The organism is Ruegeria sp. A5, assembly GCF_056543005.1.
Map to the genome: position 1 here is coordinate 822,344 of NZ_JBQGAV010000001.1, position 22,382 is coordinate 844,725.

19 protein-coding genes are annotated in these 22,382 nt (G+C 56.9%); 8 read left to right on the top strand and 11 right to left on the bottom strand.

Annotated elements, in window-relative coordinates; all coding sequences use genetic code 11:
* Positions 1–14: 14 nt before the first annotated feature.
* Together ACR0AY_RS04170 and ACR0AY_RS04175 are read right to left on the bottom strand one after the other, a co-directional pair.
* Positions 15–941, bottom strand: coding sequence for a TRAP transporter small permease subunit (locus tag ACR0AY_RS04170; protein WP_170396594.1), 927 nt, complete (start codon positions 939–941; stop codon positions 15–17).
* 117 nt (positions 942–1,058) lie between these two features.
* Complete coding sequence (locus ACR0AY_RS04175) at positions 1,059–2,141, bottom strand: TRAP transporter substrate-binding protein (RefSeq protein ID WP_170396967.1); 1,083 nt, start codon at positions 2,139–2,141, stop codon at positions 1,059–1,061.
* 246 nt (positions 2,142–2,387) lie between these two features.
* Between ACR0AY_RS04175 and ACR0AY_RS04180 the strand changes: the two genes are divergently transcribed.
* Together ACR0AY_RS04180 and ACR0AY_RS04185 are read left to right on the top strand one after the other, a co-directional pair.
* A complete protein-coding gene (locus tag ACR0AY_RS04180) occupies positions 2,388–3,821 on the top strand; it encodes a cache domain-containing protein (RefSeq protein WP_170396592.1) in 1,434 nt (477 codons plus the stop codon).
* Positions 3,821–4,468, top strand: a complete 648-nt coding sequence (locus ACR0AY_RS04185; RefSeq protein ID WP_170512983.1) for a response regulator transcription factor — start codon at positions 3,821–3,823, stop codon at positions 4,466–4,468. The genes ACR0AY_RS04180 and ACR0AY_RS04185 overlap by 1 nt, the downstream gene beginning before the upstream one ends.
* A 74-nt stretch (positions 4,469–4,542) precedes the next feature.
* Here the strand turns inward: ACR0AY_RS04185 and ACR0AY_RS04190 are convergent, their stop codons facing one another.
* Together ACR0AY_RS04190 and ACR0AY_RS04195 are read right to left on the bottom strand one after the other, a co-directional pair.
* Positions 4,543–4,929 (bottom strand): bleomycin resistance protein, encoded by a 387-nt coding sequence (locus ACR0AY_RS04190; RefSeq protein ID WP_255612071.1) that lies wholly within the window; start codon positions 4,927–4,929, stop codon positions 4,543–4,545.
* Positions 4,930–4,972: 43 nt separating this feature from the next.
* Complete coding sequence (locus ACR0AY_RS04195; protein ID WP_170512981.1) at positions 4,973–5,818, bottom strand: HalD/BesD family halogenase; 846 nt, start codon at positions 5,816–5,818, stop codon at positions 4,973–4,975.
* A 425-nt stretch (positions 5,819–6,243) separates the two neighbouring features.
* On the opposite strand from ACR0AY_RS04195, the gene ACR0AY_RS04200 reads away from it, so the two are divergent.
* The 4 genes from ACR0AY_RS04200 (at position 6,244) to ACR0AY_RS04215 (ending at position 10,933) form a co-directional block, all read left to right on the top strand.
* On the top strand, positions 6,244–7,995 hold the full coding sequence (locus tag ACR0AY_RS04200; protein ID WP_170512979.1) for an acetolactate synthase 3 large subunit: 1,752 nt from the start codon (positions 6,244–6,246) through the stop codon (positions 7,993–7,995).
* A gap of 73 nt (positions 7,996–8,068) precedes the next feature.
* Complete coding sequence (locus ACR0AY_RS04205; protein ID WP_480453748.1) at positions 8,069–9,340, top strand: glycosyltransferase family 87 protein; 1,272 nt, start codon at positions 8,069–8,071, stop codon at positions 9,338–9,340.
* Entirely contained in the window at positions 9,337–9,897 is a 561-nt protein-coding gene (gene ilvN, locus ACR0AY_RS04210) for an acetolactate synthase small subunit (protein ID WP_170396580.1), read from the top strand. The genes ACR0AY_RS04205 and ilvN overlap by 4 nt, the downstream gene beginning before the upstream one ends.
* A 340-nt stretch (positions 9,898–10,237) precedes the next feature.
* The gene (locus tag ACR0AY_RS04215) at positions 10,238–10,933 is read left to right on the top strand and encodes a helix-turn-helix domain-containing protein (protein WP_170513057.1); all 696 of its coding nucleotides are present in this window, start codon (positions 10,238–10,240) and stop codon (positions 10,931–10,933) included.
* On the opposite strand, the gene ACR0AY_RS04220 is transcribed toward ACR0AY_RS04215, so the two are convergent.
* The 7 genes from ACR0AY_RS04220 to ACR0AY_RS04250 form a co-directional block, all read right to left on the bottom strand.
* A complete protein-coding gene (locus ACR0AY_RS04220; protein ID WP_170396570.1) occupies positions 10,930–11,727 on the bottom strand; it encodes a DUF2189 domain-containing protein in 798 nt (265 codons plus the stop codon). The genes ACR0AY_RS04215 and ACR0AY_RS04220 overlap by 4 nt on opposite strands.
* A 28-nt stretch (positions 11,728–11,755) precedes the next feature.
* Entirely contained in the window at positions 11,756–13,153 is a 1,398-nt protein-coding gene (locus ACR0AY_RS04225) for an amidase (protein WP_170512975.1), read from the bottom strand.
* A gap of 118 nt (positions 13,154–13,271) precedes the next feature.
* Entirely contained in the window at positions 13,272–13,979 is a 708-nt protein-coding gene (locus ACR0AY_RS04230; RefSeq protein WP_480453750.1) for a M50 family metallopeptidase, read from the bottom strand.
* A complete protein-coding gene (prfB, locus tag ACR0AY_RS04235; protein ID WP_170396566.1) occupies positions 13,980–15,107 on the bottom strand; it encodes a peptide chain release factor 2 in 1,128 nt (375 codons plus the stop codon).
* A gap of 89 nt (positions 15,108–15,196) precedes the next feature.
* Positions 15,197–17,683 (bottom strand): PBP1A family penicillin-binding protein, encoded by a 2,487-nt coding sequence (locus ACR0AY_RS04240; protein WP_170396564.1) that lies wholly within the window; start codon positions 17,681–17,683, stop codon positions 15,197–15,199.
* 95 nt (positions 17,684–17,778) lie between these two features.
* On the bottom strand, positions 17,779–18,999 hold the full coding sequence (locus tag ACR0AY_RS04245; RefSeq protein WP_170512067.1) for an N-acetylmuramoyl-L-alanine amidase: 1,221 nt from the start codon (positions 18,997–18,999) through the stop codon (positions 17,779–17,781).
* A gap of 66 nt (positions 19,000–19,065) precedes the next feature.
* Positions 19,066–20,229, bottom strand: coding sequence for an aminotransferase class I/II-fold pyridoxal phosphate-dependent enzyme (locus ACR0AY_RS04250; protein ID WP_170512970.1), 1,164 nt, complete (start codon positions 20,227–20,229; stop codon positions 19,066–19,068).
* Between ACR0AY_RS04250 and ACR0AY_RS04255 the strand changes: the two genes are divergently transcribed.
* Together ACR0AY_RS04255 and ACR0AY_RS04260 are read left to right on the top strand one after the other, a co-directional pair.
* Entirely contained in the window at positions 20,228–21,613 is a 1,386-nt protein-coding gene (locus tag ACR0AY_RS04255; RefSeq protein WP_170512968.1) for a M48 family metalloprotease, read from the top strand. The two genes, ACR0AY_RS04250 and ACR0AY_RS04255, sit on opposite strands and share 2 nt — an antisense overlap.
* Positions 21,610–22,368, top strand: a complete 759-nt coding sequence (locus ACR0AY_RS04260; RefSeq protein WP_170396556.1) for a DsbA family protein — start codon at positions 21,610–21,612, stop codon at positions 22,366–22,368. The genes ACR0AY_RS04255 and ACR0AY_RS04260 overlap by 4 nt, the downstream gene beginning before the upstream one ends.
* Positions 22,369–22,382: the final 14 nt, after the last annotated feature.

Below are 22,382 nucleotides of genomic sequence, written 5' to 3' on the forward strand. Positions count from 1 at the left end.
CTGGTTCTCCGTCCCTAATGCGCGCCTTCGTAGGCTTCTTCACCCTCGCCAAGGCTGTCCTTGTCGAGGTATTTTCCTTCACTTTCCGGCCCTTCCACGTATTCCAGATACGAGCGATACAGGAACGCAATCGCGTGCAGGAACACCATGGCGGCAAAGGCCACCAGCAGGATTTTGAACAGGAAGTAGGCGTTGAACCCGTTGGGACTAAACCCGATGGTTTCCACGTTCCAACGCAGCGCTCGGGACTTGGCCACAAGCCTATCCAGCGTGTCACTGGCCGAGGGTTTCGGCACGATCAGGTGCCGCCACATGAAGTACCATCCATACATCCAGGTCAGAACGGCCATGGGCATCATGAACAGAACCGCCCCGCACATATCAACGACGCGTTTGGCCTTGTGACTGATGCCCGCATAAATCAAGTCAACGCGCACATGGCCGCCCTGCACGAATGTGTAGGTGCAGCAAAGGCACACAACCATGGCGTTGTAGAGTTTAAGTTCTTCGGCGAACCAACTGATATCCATTTGAAAAGGGATACCCAGCCCAAAGGACATATCCGGCCGTGTGAACACCCGCTGCATGAATACGATAACGATCTGCTGAATTACCATCAGCAATCCCGCCCACGCAAAGAAGCGGCCAGTGGTATTGGCGAAGCCCTCGAGCCCGCGCACCATTCCCCACATGAAGTTCCGATAGTAAAGACCAATGGCCGTCAGCACTAGAAACAGCGCGAAGATCACGAAGAAGAACTCGACAGACCCGCCATAATAAACAAAGCGCATGATTGCTTCTTTGTTCGACCAGTCCAGCCAGAGCTGCGGATGCGTGATGGCGTATCCGAAATTATAGAAGGCTTCGGCAATGTTCTGAATGAACCAGACCAGTCCATTCCACAGGGCGCCGAAGAACGAGATACCGTTTTCGTCCTGCATGTTGTCCCCAGGTCGCATCGGTTGCACGTTTGGTTATGACGGCATGTCCGGGCCGCTTATGTGCAACAGGAAAGGCTCCCCCGCTGACGGGGGAACCGATTGCATTGAGCGGATTGCTTAGCCGCGTACGCGGTCACGCTGCGAGGTGTAGACACCCGACGACAGGTTGTTCCATGCCGACGATGCTGCCATCGACTCCATAGCGCTGTCGTGAATGCGCTTGAACAGCTCATCACCCATGTTTTCATCCAGAACTTCCTGGCTGGCTGCGCCAAACGCGTCCCAAACGCTGTCCGGGAATTCCATGACTTTGACACCACCGGCCTGCAGACGCTGCAGCGCTGCACCGTTGTTGGCCAGGAATTGTGCCAGGTTCCACTGGTGGCACTCGGCAGCTGCGATCTCGATGATCTTCTGCTGCGCGGCGGACAGGCTGTCATAAACCTCGCGGTTGGTGGCCAGCGACAGACCCGCACCCGGCTCGTGGAAGCCCGCGGTGTAGTAGGTTTTGGTGATTTCCTGGAAGCCCGCTTTTTCATCAGCCCAGGGACCGATCCACTCGGTTCCGTCAATAGCACCGGACGACAGCGCCTGATACACTTCCGAACCCGGAATGTTCTGAACGGATGCGCCCAGTTTGCCCAGCGCCTTGCCACCCAGACCCGGCATACGGAATTTCAGGCCATTAAAGTCTTCGGGGCTGTTGATCTCTTTCGAGTACCAGCCACCTGCCTGCGCGCCAGTGTTACCGGCCAGGAAGGATTTCAGGCCGAAGATTTCGCCCAGCTCATCATGCAGCTCCATGCCGCCGGCATGGTAGTACCAGTTCACCAGTTCCTGCGCGGTCATGCCAAATGGAACAGCGGTGAAGAACGCATAGCCCGGGTGCTGACCCACAAAGTAGTAGTCTGCCGCGTGGTACATATCGGCCTGACCGGACGATACCGCGTCAAACACCTCAAAGGCACCAACCAGTTCACCAGCGGCTTTGATTTCAACGTTCAGGTCGCCATCCGACATTGTGGTAATGCTGTCGGCGCAACGTTGCGCGCTGTCGAACACACCTGCGAGGCCACGGCCCCACGAGGTGACCATAGTCAGCGTGCGCTTGCCTTGCGCATAGGCGGGCGCTGCCAGCGTGGTGGCTGCAGCGGCCGAGCCGCCCAGTGCTGATGTTTTCAGAAACTTACGACGATCCATATGAGTGATCCTCCCCTTCATATTCATTCCCCGGGTGATGCCGGGTCGATCGTTTCTAGTGCGCGTTAGCCTAGTTCCACACACATGAATGTGAATACCTACTACTACGTAGCCAGTCGGGTTTTTCCACATTCAAAAGCACAAATCCGGTTGATTTTACCCGCTCACGCCCAAATCACTGTGGCCGAGCACTGTGTTCTTCCAAATTTTTTGCAATTTCCCGGCAGCTTGCGTATCGATTCGAACATGGGAGGAATCCGGAACCTAATCTCGCTAACCTATGCGCAAAAACTGTCGCTGGTTGCCGCAATCCCGCTGATCGCAGCGGTTGCGGCCATTGCAATGGTGGTCGCTTATGAATCCCGCGCGACCGCCGAGAGTGAGATACAGGCCCTCGAGCGCCGCCTGATCGAAGCCAAAAAAGAAGAGCTGCGTAATTACGTGACCCAGGCGCGGAATGGGTTTGCCTATATTTACGGTCGCGCCTCCCCGGATGACGAAATCGCAAAAAACCTCGTGACCCAGATTCTGTCGGCGATGATTTACGGCAAGGACGGGTTCTTCTTTGTCTATGACTATGACGGCAACAACCTCGTCAGCCCGCGCCAGACTGAATTCATCAATCGCAACTGGGCCGATCTGACCGACAGCGATGGCACCCCGATTGTGGATGAGTTTATCACGCTCGCCCGACAGGGCGCGGGCTGGCACAGCTTTATGTGGCAAAAACCATCGACCGGTGAAGAGGCTCAGATGATCGCCTATGTTGTTGGCCTGCAGGACTGGCGCTGGGTGGTGGGCACGGGTGTGTTCATCGATGACATCGTCGCCACCGTCGCCAATGCCCGTGCTGAGGTTGAGGCGCGCGTGCAGCGCACATTCCTTTATATCGGAGGCATTGTTCTGGCCGCTGTTCTGATCGTCTTTGCCTCGGGCATGTTGCTGAACTTCCGCGAACGGCGGCTGGCTGATGCCAAGCTTAAGGAACTGACACAGCGGGTATTGGACGCTCAGGAAGAAGAGCGCGGGCGCGTCGCCCGCGAATTGCATGACGGCATCAGCCAGATTCTGGTTGGCGTACGCTATGCACTGGACAACGCCCGACGACGTCTGATCCGCGGGGATGACGAGTCGGCGCAGGAACCATTGCAAACAGGTATCGACAATCTGGCCACCGCCATCACCGAGGTTCGCCGCATCAGCCGCGACCTGCGTCCTGGTGTTCTGGATGATCTTGGGCTTGGGCCAGCGCTCAAGGCTTTGACCGACGATTTCAGTGAACGCACGGGGATTGAAACCGATTTCTCGACCGTGGTGTTCCGAAACCGATTGGATCAAGACAGCAAGATCGCCCTCTACCGTATTGCGCAGGAAGCCCTGACCAATATCGAGCGCCACTCGGGAGCAACCCGTGTTACCATTGACCTGCGGGGTCACAAGAAAGGCGCCACGATGCGGATTACAGACAATGGTCGCGGGTTGCGGAACGAACCAGGCCATGTCAGCACCGGGATCGGGCTACGCAACATGCAGGAACGGATCGAACAGCTTGACGGCACTTTACGCATCCTCTCATCGCGCGGCGGGCGCAGCGGCACCGTGATTGAGGTCAGCTTGCCGCTCAGTCATATGCTGCCACCACAGGAAGACCCAACGCCAAAACGAAAGGCCGGTATCTGATGTCCGACTCAATCATCCGAGTCCTTATTGTCGACGATCATCCCATGGTCGCCGAAGGCATTCAGTCTCTGCTGGAAAGCTATGATGAGATCGAAGTTGTCGGCACACTTTCCAACGGACAAGAAGCTGTCGATCGAGCAACCCACCTGCAGCCGGACGTGATCCTGATGGATCTCAACATGCCCGGCCTGAGCGGGTTGAACGCCACCGAGATCATTTTAGAGCGCCTGCCCAAAACCCGCGTTCTGATCCTGTCGATGCATGACAGTCCCGAATACATCTCAACCGCGCTCAGCCACGGCGCCAAAGGCTATATCCTCAAGGACGTTCCCACCGAAGAGATCAAGCAAGCCATCGATGCAGTGATGCGGGGCGAGCGGTATCTTTGTACCGGGGCCAGCGGCTCGCTGGAGCCCAAGGCCGGCAACACGCGCGAGGCGCTGACCGGCCGGGAACAGACAATCCTGCTGGAATTGGCGCAGGGTAAATCCAACAAAGAGGTGGCACTGGCGCTGGACATTTCGGTGCGCACAGTTGAGACGCATCGCAAGAACATCAAGCGCAAACTTGGCATCTCCTCCACCGCCGGCTTGACCCGCTATGCCCTGGAGCATGGCGTCCTGCAGGGCACCAGCCCCGGGCTATGACCGCAGCGCGAAACGCGCTGCCCGGCCCAACCGAAGGAGATGTGCCAACGGCACATTGAAGTCGGGCGGGAGCACTACCCGCTGCCGCGTTCACTGATATCTTCACCAAAGAACACCAAAGTCCCGTCTTCATCGAGGACATGAAATTCGCGCTGCTGATAGGGCTGATCGAATGGCGGGCGCACCCGCCCTTCAGGCAGTTCCTCCAACCCGGGGCGCAGGCTTTCGAACAGGCTGTCGATTCCTTTGACGTCAACATAGAACGACTGCTCATCCCCCAATGCGCGCCCATCCTGACGCGGTGGACATTCCAATAATCGGATCGCCACAGGATCACGGCGCAAAAAGGCATAATTGTCCTGCCTGAATGTGCAGGAAAACCCAAGCCGCTGAGTGTAGAACTCAATCTGCGCGTCCAAAGAAGAACAAAGGACAAATGGTGTAAGTTGTAATATCTGCATCAAAACAGCCTTCTTCCAACCTCGGGCCCGAGACTAGCACAAATCAGTCAAGCAGTTGATCACCCCGCAACCCTTCACGCTCATAATGATGCGGCAGCACACGGCCATAGAGTTGACGGGTCCGCTCCACCCCACCACACATGCCTTCGGTTTCGACAAACGAAAAGATACCAACATAGCGTTTCCGTTGTCCTTCAACCGGCGCTACCCGGTGCAAGGCATAGCGCCCCTTGAATATCTGCAGGTCGCCCGGTTGCAGTTCCAGTTGGTGTACGCCCCTCCTGCTGCCATCCAAAATCGCAGCGACGCCTTTGAAATTCTCGTCTTCACTGGTCCGCAGATTGGGTGCGTATTCGAATGCACCGCCCTCCTCGCCATTCTGGATTGCCAGCGTCACGGTGTAATTATTGGTGTCAAAATGCCACGGAAAGCCGCCTCCCTTCTCGACCACATTGATGATCACATCCGCCAACGGGTCATCATATCGGAAGAACCGATCCTCCGGCTCGTTCAAAGCCATGCGGATGAAAGGCATGAAACCTTCATACTGATAAATACGCCGCAGCGGGCTTGTGACAGGGAAGTTGTCAGCCGGAACAAAGGCGTTTGATCGGTCATAAAAACGTCGGATTGGATGACCGATCCCGTAACTGGGATCATCCTGCGTAAAATAGGCATTCGTGCGATTGAACGATCGATGGGCTTTGGGAGCGACGTGATCGGCCTCAGCGATCATTTTCCCAAGGCCATCTTCGTGCACAAAGCCGGGGAGGACCGCGCATCCATCAACTTCCAGGTCCCGCCTCAGGTCCGCGATCAGCTGCCTGTACCCGTATGAATCAGGCCGATCGATCGGATAGCGCCCCAGATCCACAAGATCGTGCAGCATGTCTGACCTCCCGATTTAGCGCTGTTTTCACCAGCCTGCCTCAGCATCGGGCGCTGCTCTGGTCTGTTTCAGACATGGGCCTGACGCAATCAGACCACTGTTGATCACCCGATCGCCCACCAATTTGCGGCGAATTTTCGCGGATATTTCTCGACCTGCGTCATTTTGCGCAACAAAATATCGAATCCCACAAGCCCAGACTTACAATATTTTTGTATTTGCCTGTTGACGCCCCTTCCCCTCAACCATAATGTCCCTGCACGCAAAGAAGGAGCCTCTGGCGATGAAAGCGCTAGTCGTAATCGTAGGAAACACGCGCATGGGCCGGTAACGGTAAACCATAATCGAACCCATGCGCCTCCGAAAATCTCGGGGGCTTTTTTTTGGCAACACGCAAGACACATGTCGCGAACGGAGCAAAGCAGATGACACGTGAGATGACCGGCGCAAAGATGGTGGTTCAGGCCCTCAAGGATCAGGGTGTGGACACGGTATTTGGATACCCCGGTGGCGCCGTCCTACCGATCTATGATGAGATCTTTCTGCAGAACGACATTCGTCACATTCTGGTACGGCATGAACAAGGTGCGGTTCACGCAGCCGAAGGCTATGCACGTTCAACCGGCAAACCTGGTGTTGCGCTTGTGACCTCGGGGCCCGGCGCCACCAACGCAGTCACCGGCCTGACCGATGCGCTGATGGATTCCATCCCGATCATCGTCCTGACCGGACAAGTGCCCACATTCATGATCGGTTCGGACGCCTTTCAAGAGGCCGACACCGTTGGGATCACACGTCCTTGCACCAAGCACAATTGGCTGGTCAAGGACACCGACTCGTTGTCGGGCACCCTGCACGAGGCCTTCCATGTTGCGACTTCGGGCCGCCCCGGCCCGGTTCTGGTCGACATCCCCAAGGACGTTCAGTTTGCCACGGGTGACTATAGCGGCCCCAAGCCGTCGACATCACATTATCAGCCCGTTGTGAAGGGCGATCTGGAAGAGATCACGGAATTGGTCGCGGCCATGGAAAACGCGAAGAAACCGGTTTTCTACACGGGCGGTGGCGTTATCAACTCTGGCCCAGCAGCCAGCCAGTTGCTGCGCGAGCTGGTGGACTCAACGGGTTTTCCAGTTACGTCGACTCTGATGGGGCTTGGGGCTTATCCAGCCTCAGGTGAGAACTGGATCGGTATGCTGGGAATGCACGGGCTGTACGAGGCCAACATGGCCATGCACGGCTGCGATTTGATGATCAATATCGGTGCTCGGTTTGACGACCGCATCACTGGCCGGATTGATGCGTTCTCGCCGAATTCGATCAAGGCGCATGTGGATATCGATCCGTCTTCGATCAACAAGGTGATCCGAGTGGATATCCCGATTGTCGGCGACGTTGCCCATGTGCTTGAGGATATTCTGAAGGTCTGGAAAGCCCGCGGACGCAAAACCGACGCGGCGAATGTCAAACAGTGGCAGGACCAGATCAACGAATGGCGCAAGGTCAACTGCCTTGCCTTCACAAACAGCGAGAAGACCATCAAGCCGCAATACGCGCTGCAACGGCTTGAAGAGCTGACGAAGAAATATGACCGCTATGTCACGACCGAGGTTGGGCAACACCAGATGTGGGCGGCGCAATACTTGGGCTTTGAGGACCCCAACCGCTGGATGACATCAGGCGGGCTGGGCACCATGGGCTATGGTTTCCCCGCCTCAATCGGTGTGCAAATGGCACATCCCGATGCGCTGGTCATCAACGTCGCTGGTGAGGCCTCGTGGCTGATGAACATGCAAGAAATGGGCACGGCCGCGCAGTACCGGCTGCCCGTGAAACAATTCATTCTGAATAACGAGCGGCTTGGAATGGTGCGCCAATGGCAAGAGCTGCTGCACGGCGAACGCTATTCGCATTCGTGGTCCGAGGCCCTGCCAGATTTCGTTAAACTCGCAGAAGCTTTCGGCGCAAAGGGTATTCTTTGTTCCGACCCAGCTGATCTGGACGACGCGATCATGGAGATGATCAATTACGACGGTCCGGTCATCTTCGACTGCGTGGTCGAAAAGCACGAGAATTGCTTCCCGATGATCCCATCGGGCAAGGCCCACAATGAGATGCTGCTGGGCGAAGCCGAAACGCAAGGTGTTATCCAAGCTGGTGGAGCTGTGCTTGTTTGAGCACCGCTTTGCCACATCTAGGTCAAATGCCGGAGCTAAGGTCACCGCACGTGACATGAAAAAGGGTTAGATCATGTGTGATCTCAGCAGTCAGTTCTCAGCCAGAGCTTCGAGCCCGGAAGAGAATTTGTCGATATTCGCCGGCCGTCGCGGTTGGCAAGTGGGGCTCATGGTACCACTCTTCGTTCTAGCGTTGATATTGTTCTGGGTCGGCACAGGCTGGTATGCCGTTGTTGATCAAGGAAAAATGGCGTTATCCGTTGATTTCAAGGTGTTCTGGGCTGCAGGTCACCTCGCGCATTTAGGCGAACCGCTTGCGGCATTTGATATCGACAGATTGTCGGAAATACACGAAGCGTCCAAGGAAGACGATTGGATGCCTTGGTCTTATCCTCCCTCATTCCTTGTCGCACTCCAACCACTCGGGGCATTGTCGTTTTCTCCTGCTTGGGCAATTTTCACGGCGATCTCAATTGTCGCAATGCTTCTTGTTGTGCGACCGTTTTCCTGCGGAATTGTACCGGTTTGGTTTGCTTTTGCACTCTCCCCCGCCATGTTGCCAAACTTGTATATGGGGCAGACCACAACCCTTTGGGCAGCAGGCCTTCTGGCCGCACTAACGGCGCTAAAGAACGACCGCTTCGTGCTGGCAGGGATCTTTATTGGATTGCTGACGCTTAAACCCCAACTCGGCCTGCTCATACCGCTTGCGCTTTTGGCAAGCGGTGCGTGGAAAACGATCATATCAGCAACGGTCACGACGGTGGTCTTGTCCGTTCTGGCCACCCTGGTCGTTGGCGTCGAATATTGGACCGAAATGCGCAACATGATGGGCGTCCACTTTGAAGAGATACGAGAATCCATCCATCTCAATACGCTGATGCTTAGCCCTTATTCCTTGTTGGCCAGCATCGGTGTGCCAGAAACGCTCGCGCTTGCGATGCAATGGACTCTGACAGTGTTGTCTGGAATTGCAGTCTTCGTTGCATGGCGCAGCCCAAGAGTAGGTTTTGACTTGCGGGTAGCGGTGCTCTTTCTAGGTATTTCCATGTCTACACCGTACTTCTGGTTCTATGAATCTGGGCTGCTTGCAATCGTTGCACTGTTCCTGCTTCGAGCTGGCGTCCTGACAACTTCTCCATGGCGTCTGGTACTGGCCGCCGCAATGTGGATCGGTATAGGACCAGCAACACATATGGTGCTTTTCAAGATGACCGAGATATTGTCTTTGCGCCTCGTGTTTGCCCCGATCCTAATACTGGCTTGCGTAGTTTGCCTCCAAGCGCTGATCTCTGCGCTACGAAAGCCCGAAGAAACTTATTTCCAAGATGAGGTCTATCAATGACTCCGCTAAACATCGTCAAAGGCTCCACCCGCCATTCTGCATATAACCTACGCCCGACATTCTCGGACGTGCAGGAACAACACACGATCGCGGTGCTGGTTGAAAACGAACCGGGGGTTCTGGCCCGCGTAATTGGTCTGTTCTCGGGTCGTGGCTATAATATTGAAAGTCTAACGGTTGCTGAGGTTGACCACACCGGGCATCTCAGCCGAATTACCATCGTCACCACCGGCACCCCGCAAGTGATTGAGCAGATCAAGGCGCAGCTTGGACGCATCGTGTCGGTCCGTGACGTGCATGATCTGACAGTCGAAGGTGCTTCGGTCGAGCGCGAGTTGGCGATCATAAAGGTTGTGGGTGAAGGCGACAAACGGGTCGAAGCCCTGCGACTGGCCGACATTTTCCGGGCCAATGTCGTCGATAGTACGCTGAATTCGTTCATCTTCGAGATCACCGGTGCACCGGACAAGATCGATGCCTTTGCCGATCTGATGCGCCCTCTTGGCTTGATTGAAATCGCCCGTACCGGAGTTGCAGCCCTGTTGCGCGGTGACTAAGCCCCATTTCCGCCCTGGGACTGAATTCATTCTCAGGGCAGCGGCCTGCTTGGCCATTGTGCCCTGCTAACCTCAAAAAGGCTTAATGCGTTCATCAAATATGAGCAACAGCATGAAAAAGATCATGCAAATAGGCTGAAAGCCTATTGATTTTGCTTATCATCAGACTAGCCTGTGACGCGTAGCGCGGCGCTTTGCAGCGCCCGTTGGGGTCAACTTTACGATTTCTGAATACTGCGCGGCCGCTGTGCCGCCGCAGACCTGTTTTTGCTGAAGATACAAACGGAAATCTGGGACAGAAGTGACCGACATCAACCGCAGCCCCGCAGAATTGCGCAGCATGTTCGGAGCCAACCTCAGGCAGCTCGCAAACAGTTATCGGTCGGTTTCAGAGCTTTGCCGCCAATTGGGTATCAATCGAACTCAGTTTAATCGCTATCTGTCAGGTGAAAGTTTTCCCAGGCCGGATGTGCTGGACCGGATGTGTCGATTCTTCGATATCGACGCGCGTATCCTGCTGAAACCTTTGGATGAAATAGAACCGGTCGCCGCTCATCCCGCATCAGAAATCATCGATCGATTTCTCGTCACCGGGTCAGAAAAAACTATGGCGACCGGATTTTATCACGCCGCTGAGGCCTCACCAAACCGACGCGAACCAACACTTCACCGGCTACTGTTTATGCGCCGCATTCGGCATTGCACCTTGCTGCGCAGCTATGAACCCTTGTCGCATATGCCGAAATGCTCCGCGCCCATGCGTGAGGTTCAGGGCATCGTTTCTCACATCGGCGGACAAATCTGCGCATTGATGTCCCGGCCCGGCGCACAGGATTGCAGAATGATGGTTCTGAACCTTCCGCCTGAATGGGCACCTCAGGAATGGTCGGGTTATGTGTATCGGTTGGCCGGTGGCAGTGGATCCGATGTAAGACGGCTTACGCTGCATCACCTTGGGCATGATTTGTCCGCAGCACTGCAATCGGCCCGAAAGGCGCACAATTCATCAGGGCCTGACTTAAACGGACAGATTTAAGAGGGTGTCGGCTGAGCAGCCCCGGAGGGATCGTTGTCCAAGATCAAGCGATAAAGATGCCAGCTGGCATGCCCCAGCAAAGGCAGGACGATAAACAGGCCCAGGAACCAAGGGATCATCGCCAAAAAAGTGATGATCGCGATGAAGGCCCCCCACGCCAGCATCACACCCATGTTCGCTTTGACATAGGCAAAGCTGGTGATCATCGCGGTCACAAAATCCAGCTCACGATCCAGCAGCATAGGAATCGACAGCACGGTGATCATGTACAGAATGATTGCAAATACGGCCCCGACCAGTGTGCCCAGTACCAACATGCTCAGCCCATTCGGGGTCAGGAACACCTCAAATGATGTTGAAATATTGGTCATCGTCGACAGCCCCATGAACAGGGCAAAGATCATGTGGCCCAGAAAGAACCAGAACAGAAAGATCACCACGATAATGGCGCAGATCGACGGCAGTTGCCTTCGGCTTTGCTGTATGACCACGCCGAAGATCGCACCGGGATTCAACGGCTCTCCCTGTTCCAGCCGGTGCGAGACCTCATATAATCCCACGGCAGCAAACGGCCCGATCAGGGGAAAGCCGATCGCGGCCAAAACCAGCCAGAACGACGTTCCCGTCTGCAGCGTGACCCACGCCATCAGCCACCCGGCCAGCACGTAGAAGCCTGCGAACAGAAGTCCGAAAAGCGGAGCGCGGCGATAATCCTGCCAAGCTCGGCGTAACGCTTCTTTCAGCATCGCGGTATCAACGGGTTTCAGCGTCGGCACACCAAAGGGTTTGTCCATTCTTGTTTTCTCCTCCCGGGCGGTTGTTCTACATGGCGGGTCGTTTCTGAGGCCAAAGCGTTGCAGAATGATATGCCGCCCCAATCGACAAGATCCGCGCATCTGCACCACGCGGACCGAACAGCTGCATTCCCATCGGCAGCCCTTGTGCTCCAAAACCGACAGGCGCACCCAGACAGGGCAACCCCAAAAGGCTGACGGGTGTCACGACCTGCATCCAGCGATGGTAGGTATCCATCCCCTGCCCCTTGATTTCGGTTGGGTACGGCGTTTCGAGCTCGAACGGCCAGACCTGCGCTGCGGGCAACACCAAGGCGTCATAGTCTTCGAAAAGCTCCAACGCCCGCTTGTGCCAGTCAGACCGGTTCACACTGGCCCGGTGCACATCCATCGCGCTGAGCGCCAGGCCGCGCTCCAACTCCCATTGCGCGGTGTCTTTGAGTGATGATTTCTTCTTGGCCAAAGGCTCCAACCCTGCGGCCACTGACCAGGAGCGCAGAGTAATCCAACTGTCCCAGATCAGGTCCGCGTCAAACGGGGGTGCAAGCGCCTCAACTCGCGCACCGCGTTCTTCGAAAACGTGCAACGCATCGCGGCATAGCGCGAGGATACCCTCTTCGCACGGAAACGCCCCGCCCCAGTCGCCCAACCAGCCTATGCGCATCCCTGTCAGATCAGCCGCTTGAACGGGCGACACGCGCTCGACCTCTGTGCTTAATGGCATCCTTGGATCGGGGCCGGATATGACGTCAAGCAATAGCCCGATGTCTTCAGGGCTGCGCGCCATAGGCCCCAGAGTTGAAAGCTGATGCAGATAACCGTCCCCAACTGGCTCAGACGGAACGCGCCCCCAACTTGGCCTGAACCCGTATACGTTGTTCCATGCGGCCGGGTTGCGCAGGCTGCCCATCATGTCCGAGCCGTCTGCCAGCGCCAGCATTCCAGTCGCCAACGCCACTGCTGCACCGCCCGACGAACCTCCACAGGTTTTCGTGGGATCATAAGGGTTGCGTGTTGCACCATAGACAGGATTGAAGGTGTGCGAACCCAGTCCGAATTCCGGCGTGTTGGTCTTACCGATCAGAATTGCCCCAGCAGCCCTTAGCCGGGCGGCCAGCAGATCGTCAGTTTGCGGCACATGATCCTTGAACAATGGCGAACCCTGCGTCGAAGTGATCCCTGCCACATTTGCCAGATCTTTCACCGCTATCGGCAACCCGTGCAGCGCGCCGCGAGGTGACGCGGCATCCGCCGCCCGCGCCTCGGCCATCAAAGCGTATTCATCCCGCAGCGCGACAATCGCGTTTACCTCACCGTTCACCTGGGCGATCCGATCCAGCGTCGCGCGCATCAGTTCTGCAGCTGAAAGCTGTCGGCGGGACAAGGCGTCAAGAATGTCCGTCGCGGATGCTCTGGTCAAATCCATGCGGGTTGGTCCTTTGGCTGCTCGTCATCAGCCTAGCGACGTGCTCGGACCATTTAAAGCCACTGTTTAAATGTATCTTTTTAGAATTTCGCGAAGAAGAGCGGCGCAAGAGCGCGCATCATCTGATCCTGAGGTCGATCCGCACATTGCTATTGCGGCCCAGCACATTCTTCAGACCAAAGACGATCATCACCAGACTAAGCACCAGCCACAACCCGCCCCACATCATGGTGGTTCCGCCGAATTCTTCAGCCAGCATATATGCATCTGATCGCAATCCCGCGCGTCGGATCGTGTCATCGAAAATGTCAAACGGAACGTAGATCATGCTGGTCAGCCCGATGACCCGTAGAATCAGATCACACAGGTTGCGGTTCAGGAACCACGCGGTGGCCAGCATCACCGCTCCACAGCCCGCGCTGAACGCCATGGCAAACGGTTCCCGGATATACAGGAGCGCAATAATCAGCATGACTCCCCCAAAGAGACCAAGCGCAGCCCGATCGGCATTGGTGCGCAGGGCGATCATCAGCAGGCCCATCCCAAGCATCAAGGACCCAAGATATCCCGCTGACAGACTGACAAACCGATTGCCTCCTCGGCCAATAACCAGACCACCTTGTTGTGGAGAGACCGAGAAACTTTCAACCGAACCACCGGTCAGGATAATGGCACCGGCATGCGAAAGCTCATGCAGGAACACAACCAGGATTTTCAACGGAAGCACCAGCATCGTGTTCCAGAACACAAACACCAACGCGACAATTGCGATCAATTGCCAGTGGCCCTTGATCAGGTTCACAGCCGAGGTCAGGGACTGCCGCAATTAGCCCTCGCCCTGTGCCTCGGACCGGCTTTTGCCCGAGACATTCAGGGCCAGTGTCGCCGCCATGAAACCATCCAGATCGCCATCCAGCACACCTTTGGTGTCGGATGTTTCATGATTGGTCCGCAAGTCTTTGACCATCTGATAGGGCTGCAGCACATAAGACCGGATCTGGTTGCCCCAGCCCGCATCACCCTTGGCTTCGTGGGCGGCGTTGATCTCGGCGTTTCTGCGATCCAGCTCTTGCTGGTACAGCCGTGATTTCAGCGCTTTCATGGCAATATCGCGGTTCTGGTGCTGCGATTTCTCGGAACTGGTGACTACGATTCCGGTCGGAATATGCGTAATCCGAACCGCCGAGTCCGTCGTGTTCACGTGCTGACCACCCGCGCCCGAGGACCGGTAGGTATCAACGCGGATATCCGATGGGTTCACCTCGATCTCGATATTGTCGTCCACCACAGGATAAACCCAGACCGAACTGAACGAGGTATGCCGCTTGGCCGCCGAGTCGAACGGAGAGATACGCACCAAACGGTGCACGCCACTTTCCGATTTAAGCCAGCCATAGGCGTTGTGGCCAGTGATCTTGTAGGCGGCGGACTTGATCCCCGCCTCTTCCCCCGCTGTCTCGGATTGCAGTTCGACCGTATAGCCTTTTTTCTCGGCCCAGCGGACATACATCCGCGCCAGCATCGAGGCCCAGTCGCAGCTTTCCGTACCGCCCGCGCCCGAGTTGATCTCAAGGAAGGTATCATTGCCGTCCGCCTCGCCATCAAGCAGCGCCTCAAGCTCTTTCTTTGCGGCCTTGGTCTGCAGCTTTTTGATCGCTTCTTCGGCGTCGGTCACGACCTCTTCGTCCTCTTCCATCTCGCCCAATTCGATCAGCTCAATATTGTCGCTGAGATCAGTCTTGATGGATTCGTAGGTCTCGATGGCGTCGACCAGCAACTGCCGTTCGCGCATCAATTTCTGCGCGTTCTCAGGATTGTCCCACAGGTTCGGATCTTCAACACGCGCGTTGAATTCCTCCAACCGGTGCGGCGCTGTTTCATAGTCCATGCGCTGCGCCAGCAGCTCCAGCGACTTTTCGATTTCCGCCACAATATTCTGGGTTTCGGCGCGCATGGTCAGATCCCAACTTGCTCAATCAGGTGTGCGTGATAGCAAGAGGTGCAAGGCACCACAAGACGACTGAGCCGGGAAACTTGGGCGGATCAGTAAAGCCCGCCGCCCTGCAGATCGCCCTGGCTGGCATTGGGGCCAACCGTGATCGTATCCCCGGTTGAGGTGGTCACCTGACGGCCCGAACTTGCCTCTTCAAACAACGGTAGGTCAGATCCCATCGCGAAGCCACCGTCATAGACGCGATCGATAAAACCATCCACGCCATCACGGAAATACTCGGCGACCACATATTCTCCACTCGCGTCTTCTGGCAGGCGCGCGCCGCTGAAACGGTCAATCTTGATGAAATGGCCACCCGGAGGCACCTCGAACGGGCCACCGCCGTATTTCTCGACTGCTTTTTCCATAAAGCTTTGGAACACAGGACCGCACAAGGTGCCGCCGTAGGCCCCCCGGCCCATCGGGCGCGGGCGGTCATAACCGATGTAGCAACCGGCCACGATATTTGAGGTGAAACCGATGAACCACGCATCCTTGGATTCGTTCGTGGTGCCGGTCTTGCCCGCTGTGGGCACGGGCAGGTTCACAACACGTGATGCAGTGCCGCGATCAACCACGCCCTTCATCATCGACGTCAACTGGTAGGCGGTGATGGCATCCATGACCTGGCTGCGATCGGTGAGGATCGTGGGCGACTCATCAGGCTCAAGCCAGCTAGAGTTACAATCGACGCACTGGCGATCGTCATGGCGATAGATGGTCTTGCCGAACCGGTCCTGAATACGGTCGACCAACGTTGGTTCGACCCGTTCACCACCATTGGCGAACATCGCATAAGCAGCAACCATCTTATACAGCGTCGTCTCTTCTGACCCCAGCGAGTTCGCAAGGAACGCCCCCATCCGATCATAGACGCCAAACCGCTCGGCATAGCCCGCAACAACGGGCATGGTGACTTCTTGCGCCAGACGGATGGTCATCAGGTTCCGCGACTGTTCGATCCCGGTACGCAACGGGGTCGGACCATAAAACTTGTTCGTCGAGTTTTTGGGACGCCACAGGCCCTGCGGTGTATTCACCTCGATCGGCGCATCCACAACGATCGTCGCGGGGCTGTATCCGCTATCCAGAGCAGCGGCATAAACGAATGGCTTGAAGCTGGACCCGGGCTGGCGCTGCGCCTGAGTGGCGCGGTTGAACACCGTGTCCTGATACGAGAACCCACCCTGCATCGCCAGAACACGGCCCGAATTCACGTCCATCGCGACAAAGCCGCCCTGCACTTCTGGCACCTGACGGGCAGACCACTGCCCCTCTTCGCCAGCCATTACCAGAATGACATCGCCGCGTTTGAAATTGTCCTGGAAGTTGCCCTGCATCCATTTGATGTCTTCGCGCGGGACGGTGCCATCTGCTGGGCCATCTTCGATCCCGACGGTCAGGGATTGGTCGGCCACGTTCAGAACAACGGCAGGATACCACTGCGTCGGCAGCACCACGTCGCGGGGGATTTCCATGATCGCCAGCGCCTCGCGCCACTGTGCTTCATCCGCCAGCTTCTCCTCGGCGATGACCTCGCCTGTGCCGCGCCACCGCCCACGAGAGCGGTCGTATTTCTGCAGCGCCGTGCGCAGGGCTTTCGCCGCTTCGACCTGCATTTCCTCATCCACCGAGGCGCGTACGGTGAAACCGCCAGTGAAGAACTCACCCTCGCCAAAATCCTCGCTCAACTGGCGACGGATTTCGTCGGTGAAATAGTCACGCGGCGGCAGTGCAGTGCGGAAGCTTTCAAAATCCCCGTTCTGAACCGAACGCAAAGGCATCTCGACTTCGGTCTCATAGGTGGCCTGATCGATATAGCCGTTCTGCTGCATCTCGCGCAGCACATAGTTGCGGCGGTTCAGCAAACGTTCTTTCTGCCGCACAGGATGGTAGTCCGATGGTGCCTTGGGCATCGCCGCCAGCATCGCGGCTTCATGCGGGGCCAGTTCCTGCAGAGTTTTGTTGAAATAGGTCTGCGCAGCAGCGGTCACACCATAAGAGTTCTGGCCCAAAAAGATCTCGTTCATATACAACTCGAGGATCTGTTCCTTGTCCAAGGTATCCTCAAGCCGGGTGGCGAGGATAATTTCCTTGATCTTGCGCTCGGCCCGGCGATCACCGGACAAAAGGAAGTTCTTCATCACCTGCTGCGTGATGGTTGACGCACCACGAACGGTTTCGCCTTTAGTGCGCACTGCCTCGACCCCGGCAGCAATGATCCCACGCGGGTCATAACCCTGATGAGTATAGAAGTTTTTATCTTCCGCCGAGATAAAGGCCTGTTTTACCAGATCGGGAATTTCCTCGGACGGCGTAAACAGGCGGCGCTCCTGCGCAAATTCGTCGATCAGCTGGCCCTCACCCGAGTAAATCCGGCTGATCGTCGGTGGTTTGTATTGTGCCAATGATTCATGACTGGGCAGGTCTCGGCCATACATCCAGAACACCGCGCCAACGACCAGCGCGGCCATAAAAATACCCAAGGTCACGAGGCTGAAAATCGCCCCGAAAAACGAAAGAATGAACCGGATCACGTTACTGCCTTTTACTCGCGATGACGCCTATATAGTGTCGCCTCCGCGCAGGGTCAAAACACGAAAGGCTACAATGGCTGTTTTGCGCCGCTGCGTCATTGTCCGATCAGAGATCGCTTCACCAGATCGTCCCGACGCCAGTTCTCAAGCCCCTGCACAAGCCCATGCGCCATGGATGCGCGCCAGTTTGGATCAGAGATGTTCTTGAAATCGCGCGGGCTGGACAAAAAACCCAACTCAACCAGAACCGATGGGATATCGGCTGCCTTCAACACCGAAAACGACGAAGAACGTAGCGGACGACGATTCATCGGGCCTCCCTGCTGCGTCATTCCATCCACCAGCGAGCGCGCCAGTGCGCTACTGCGTGGCACAGTCTCTTGCCGAGCCAGATCCAGCAACACATCAGCGACCTGATCGTCTGCACCGCTGAGATCAATACCTGCGATCAAATCACTCCGGTCATGCCGTTCGGCCAGCTTTTGACTGGCAACGTCTGAAGCTTCCTCTGAAAGAGTGTACACGACCGACCCATGCGCCAGCCCTTCGGAAAGCGAATCCGCATGCAGTGAGATAAACACGTCGGCCCCGGCCTGATGTGCCAGCGAGATACGGCGTTCGAGCGAGACGAATTGATCGTCAACACGCGTCATCACCACTTCGAAACCGCCGGTACGCAGCAGCGCCTCTCGCAGCTCTCGCGCGAAGGTCAGCATCAGTGTTTTCTCATTGGTATCAGCGAATTCTGCCCCGGGATCAATGCCGCCATGCCCGGGATCCAGCATGACCCGTACCGCCCGCACGCCGTCGCGCCGCGGCAGTGCCGGTGTCACTGCGGGTTCCGGCAAATCCCAGCCGGGCTGACGGGGGGCACCTGCGCTGGCTGCAAAACTGTCAAAATCAGTGCCTTTCAGGTGCAGCGATAGTTGAGCAGTGCCCGTCGCCTGATCAACCCGCAGATCAGCTGTTTCCACCGCCAGCGGAGCGCCCAGCTCCAACACCAGACGCGACCAACCGGGCACGTATGCGCCGAATTGAACACCGCTGATCCGGCTGGTTTGCAGAAAGGTCTCGCGGTTCAGGCCAGACCAGTCGACCTCTTGGAAATCCAGCACCACGCGGTATGGATCGCGCAGTGTGAACACGCGGTATGGCACGCCTTGAGTCAGCCCAAGTTCGACCCTTACGCCGGTATTGCCATCATCGACGATTCCGCTCTGGTCCGGAAGGACGCGTGCAAGCGCGCTAAAGTCCTGCGCGACAGCAGCACCAGTCAGCGCCCATATCAGGGCGATTGCGTAGAAAATCCTGCTCATGGCCTCAAGTTATCCCGAGATCGTTTGAGGCAGAGACTATCGCATAACCCTGCCTTTGTGAACGCTTTAGGCCGTTCGCGGGATAGCGCCTCGCTCGGCCATAAAACGTTGCAGCCGGTCCAACCCCTCCTGAATGTCGTCGCTCGATCGCGCATAGGAAAATCGCAGCGTCGTGTGCCCGCGCACCGGGTCGAAATCCAGCCCCGGCGTCACGGCAACCCCGGCTTTGTCGAGAATCTCGGCTGCAAATGCCCGGCTGTCATCGGTCAAGTCTGAGACATCCGCGTAAACATAAAACGCCCCATCCGGCGGTGCGATATTGGTAAAACCGGCCTTGGGCAACCCGTCCAGCATCAACAGACGATTGCGGCGGTATACATCCAGATTTGCCTGCAATTCGTCGTTACAATCCATAGCTGCCAATGCGGCCACCTGACTGGCGTGAGGCGCGCAGATGAACATGTTCTGGGCAATCCGCTCAACCACCCGTACCTGATCTTCGGGCACAACCATCCAGCCAACGCGCCAACCGGTCATCGAGAAATATTTGGAGAATGAGTTGATCACATAGCACTCATCCGTCAGCTCCAGCGCAGTGACGGCTTTGGCTTCGTATTCCAACCCGTGATAAATCTCATCACTGATGAAAGATGCGCCCTGCCCCTGTGCGCCTTCGATCAGCGCCTGCATCGCCGCATGATCCAGCATTGTCCCAGTCGGGTTGGCAGGCGATGCAACCATCAATCCCTGCAAATCAAGCCCCGTGAAATCGGCGGGCACCGGCTGCAGCCGGTTTTCCGGTGCTGTCGGCAAGTCTACCGGCACCAAACCCAATGCTTTCAGGATTTGCCTATATGAGGGATATCCCGGGGCACCAATCCCCACCCGATCACCGCTGTCGAACAGAGCGGTAAAGGCGAGCAAAAACCCGCCCGATGATCCCGGTGTGATGACCACCCGTTCTGGATTGAGATCAACGCCATACCATTCACCATACATCTGCGCGATCCGCTGACGAAGAGCGGGCAAACCCAAAGCCACCGTATACCCAAGCGGCCCTTGTTCCATGGCCTTCGCCAATGCTTCGGTTGCCCCTTTGGGTGCGCCGGTCCCCGGTTGACCTACTTCCATGTGAACGACATGCCGCCCGGCTTCTTCCGCCTTGCGCGCGGCCTCCATCACGTCCATCACGATGAAGGGATCGACCCCGGAACGGGTTGAGTTTCTCATGGCCATCTCCCATGTTGCAGCCATGGCTTTTGAACGCTTATCCCGGCTGGCGTCAATCCCGGCCGTGTTGCTGCTGGCAGTGACATGGTCGATCAGCGCCATGCAGGCCAGCGCGCAAAGCCTTATCCGCGATCCCGACATTGAACACGGGCTGCAAGAGCTCGCCTTTCCGATCCTGCGGGCCGCTGGCCTGAACACCAATCGGGTGCGCGTACTGATCGTCAATGATGGTACGTTCAATGCCTTCGTGATCGATTACAACACGATCTATATCAACTATGGCTTGATCCTAAGCGTCGATACGCCCGAGATGCTGCAAGCGGTGATCGCACACGAGGCCGCGCACATCGCCAACGGCCACCTGGCCAGACGCTCAGAGAACCTGCGCGCGGCGCAACGTAATGCGCAGCTTGGGACGCTTTTAGCGCTTGCAGCCGCGGCCGCAGGTGGCGGAGAAGCTGCAGCAGGAATTGCAGCGGGCACACAAGCCTCGGCGCTGCGCAGCTTTCTGGGCCATACGCGGGCCGAAGAAGCCTCGGCGGATCGAAGTGCTGCCAGCTATTTGCGTTGGGCGGGAGTATCTCCGCGCGGGATGGTCAACCTGCACCGTAAGTTCGCGGGGCAAGAGCTGTTGAACCCCGTCAATCAAGACCCTTACATGCGCTCACATCCTACCAGCCGCGAACGTTTGCGCGCGGCCGAAGCTTTTTTGAACGAATTCGGCGACAAGGCAGAGCAAAACGCAAATGCCGATTACAGGTTCGCGCGGATCAAAGGTAAGTTGTCAGCCTTTCTTCGATCCCCGACCTGGACCATGCGTCGCGCGGGCGAAGAAAAAGATCGTGACATACGCCTGATGCGCGAGGCATCGGCCCATCATCAAAATCGCGATCTCGCCCGTGCCCGCGCCGCAATCGATGGTGCGCTGGAGATTCGCCCTGACGATCCGTTTTTTTATGAATTGAAGGGCCAGATTCTATTGGAGAACCGGCGCGTGCGCGAAGCTGTGGATGCCTACGGTGCAGCCGTTGATATGGCGCCCAACAATGCCCTGATCCTCGCCGGTTACGGACGTGCTTTGCTGGCGGATGGCAAGACGAAGAAAGCCCTGCAAGTGCTTGAAAAGGCGCGCGCACGCGACTATCGCAATGCCCGGCTGATGCAGGATCTGGGTTCTGCCTATTCGCAGGTGGGCAACAACGGAATGGCGTCTGCGGTGACTGCAGAACGCTATGCGCTGCAGGGCCGACTTGATGATGCGGGCATACATGCTAAACGGGCTGTTGCACAGCTCCCCGAAGGCTCTCCGGGTTGGCAAAGGGCACAGGATGTGTTGATTGCCTCGGAGCGCGCAAAGAAGAAGAAAAAGAGGAAACGGAAATGATCCTGAGACATGCTGCACCGGCCCTATTGGGTCTTTCCCTGATCACTGGTCCTGCGCAGGCGCTGGAATTGAACGCGATGAGCGACGCCGAGAAGGCCGAGTTTGGCGCACAAGTGCGCGAATACCTTCTGGAAAACCCCGAAGTGATCCTCGAGGCGATCAATATCCTTGAGGAACGAAATGCCGTTGCCGAGGCTCAGGCTGACAAGGAGCTCGTCGCGGCCAACGCTGACGAGCTTTTTAATGACGGTTACAGCTGGGTCGGTGGCAATCCGGACGGCGATATTACTCTGGTCGAGTTCATGGACTACCGTTGCGGTTACTGCCGGCGCGCCGTGCCCGAAGTGGCCACCCTGCTGGCCGAGGACGGCAATATCCGTCTTGTGATTAAGGAATTGCCGATCCTGGGCGATGCCTCTGTAGCGTCATCCCGCTTTGCCATCGCAACAAAACAGGTGGCCGGAGACGATGCCTATAAGCAGGTCCATGACGCTCTGCTGGAATTCAGCGGCGAGCCCTCCGAGGTGACCCTGCGCCGGATTTCAGATGGGCTGGGTCTGGACAGCGACGCGATCATCGCGGCAATGAACAGCGATGAGGTCACCGAAGAAATCGCAAAAACCCGCGATCTGGCGCAAAAGCTGCGGATTTCAGGCACACCGTCCTTTGTTCTGGGCACCGAAATGATGCGCGGGTACCTGCCCGCAGACCAAATGCTCCAGATCGCAAATGGTGTTCGGGCAGAACAGGGTTAAGTCATCACTGTGGG

Bases quoted from the DNA above. Each gene is read 5' to 3' on its own strand.
- ACR0AY_RS04260 (WP_170396556.1), top strand. From the start codon at position 21,610: ATGATCCTGAGACATGCTGCACCGGCCCTATTGGGTCTTTCCCTGATC.
- ACR0AY_RS04225 (WP_170512975.1), bottom strand. From the start codon at position 13,153: ATGGATTTGACCAGAGCATCCGCGACGGACATTCTTGACGCCTTGTCC.
- ACR0AY_RS04170 (WP_170396594.1), bottom strand. From the start codon at position 941: ATGCAGGACGAAAACGGTATCTCGTTCTTCGGCGCCCTGTGGAATGGA.
- ACR0AY_RS04245 (WP_170512067.1), bottom strand. From the start codon at position 18,999: ATGAGCAGGATTTTCTACGCAATCGCCCTGATATGGGCGCTGACTGGT.
- ACR0AY_RS04190 (WP_255612071.1), bottom strand. From the start codon at position 4,929: ATGCAGATATTACAACTTACACCATTTGTCCTTTGTTCTTCTTTGGAC.
- ACR0AY_RS04195 (WP_170512981.1), bottom strand. From the start codon at position 5,818: ATGCTGCACGATCTTGTGGATCTGGGGCGCTATCCGATCGATCGGCCT.
- ACR0AY_RS04185 (WP_170512983.1), top strand. From the start codon at position 3,821: ATGTCCGACTCAATCATCCGAGTCCTTATTGTCGACGATCATCCCATG.
- ACR0AY_RS04200 (WP_170512979.1), top strand. From the start codon at position 6,244: ATGACACGTGAGATGACCGGCGCAAAGATGGTGGTTCAGGCCCTCAAG.
- ACR0AY_RS04175 (WP_170396967.1), bottom strand. From the start codon at position 2,141: ATGGATCGTCGTAAGTTTCTGAAAACATCAGCACTGGGCGGCTCGGCC.
- ACR0AY_RS04250 (WP_170512970.1), bottom strand. From the start codon at position 20,229: ATGAGAAACTCAACCCGTTCCGGGGTCGATCCCTTCATCGTGATGGAC.
- ACR0AY_RS04205 (WP_480453748.1), top strand. From the start codon at position 8,069: ATGTGTGATCTCAGCAGTCAGTTCTCAGCCAGAGCTTCGAGCCCGGAA.
- ACR0AY_RS04180 (WP_170396592.1), top strand. From the start codon at position 2,388: ATGGGAGGAATCCGGAACCTAATCTCGCTAACCTATGCGCAAAAACTG.
- prfB (WP_170396566.1), bottom strand. From the start codon at position 15,107: ATGCGCGCCGAAACCCAGAATATTGTGGCGGAAATCGAAAAGTCGCTG.
- ilvN (WP_170396580.1), top strand. From the start codon at position 9,337: ATGACTCCGCTAAACATCGTCAAAGGCTCCACCCGCCATTCTGCATAT.
- ACR0AY_RS04220 (WP_170396570.1), bottom strand. From the start codon at position 11,727: ATGGACAAACCCTTTGGTGTGCCGACGCTGAAACCCGTTGATACCGCG.
- ACR0AY_RS04215 (WP_170513057.1), top strand. From the start codon at position 10,238: ATGTTCGGAGCCAACCTCAGGCAGCTCGCAAACAGTTATCGGTCGGTT.
- ACR0AY_RS04255 (WP_170512968.1), top strand. From the start codon at position 20,228: ATGGCCATCTCCCATGTTGCAGCCATGGCTTTTGAACGCTTATCCCGG.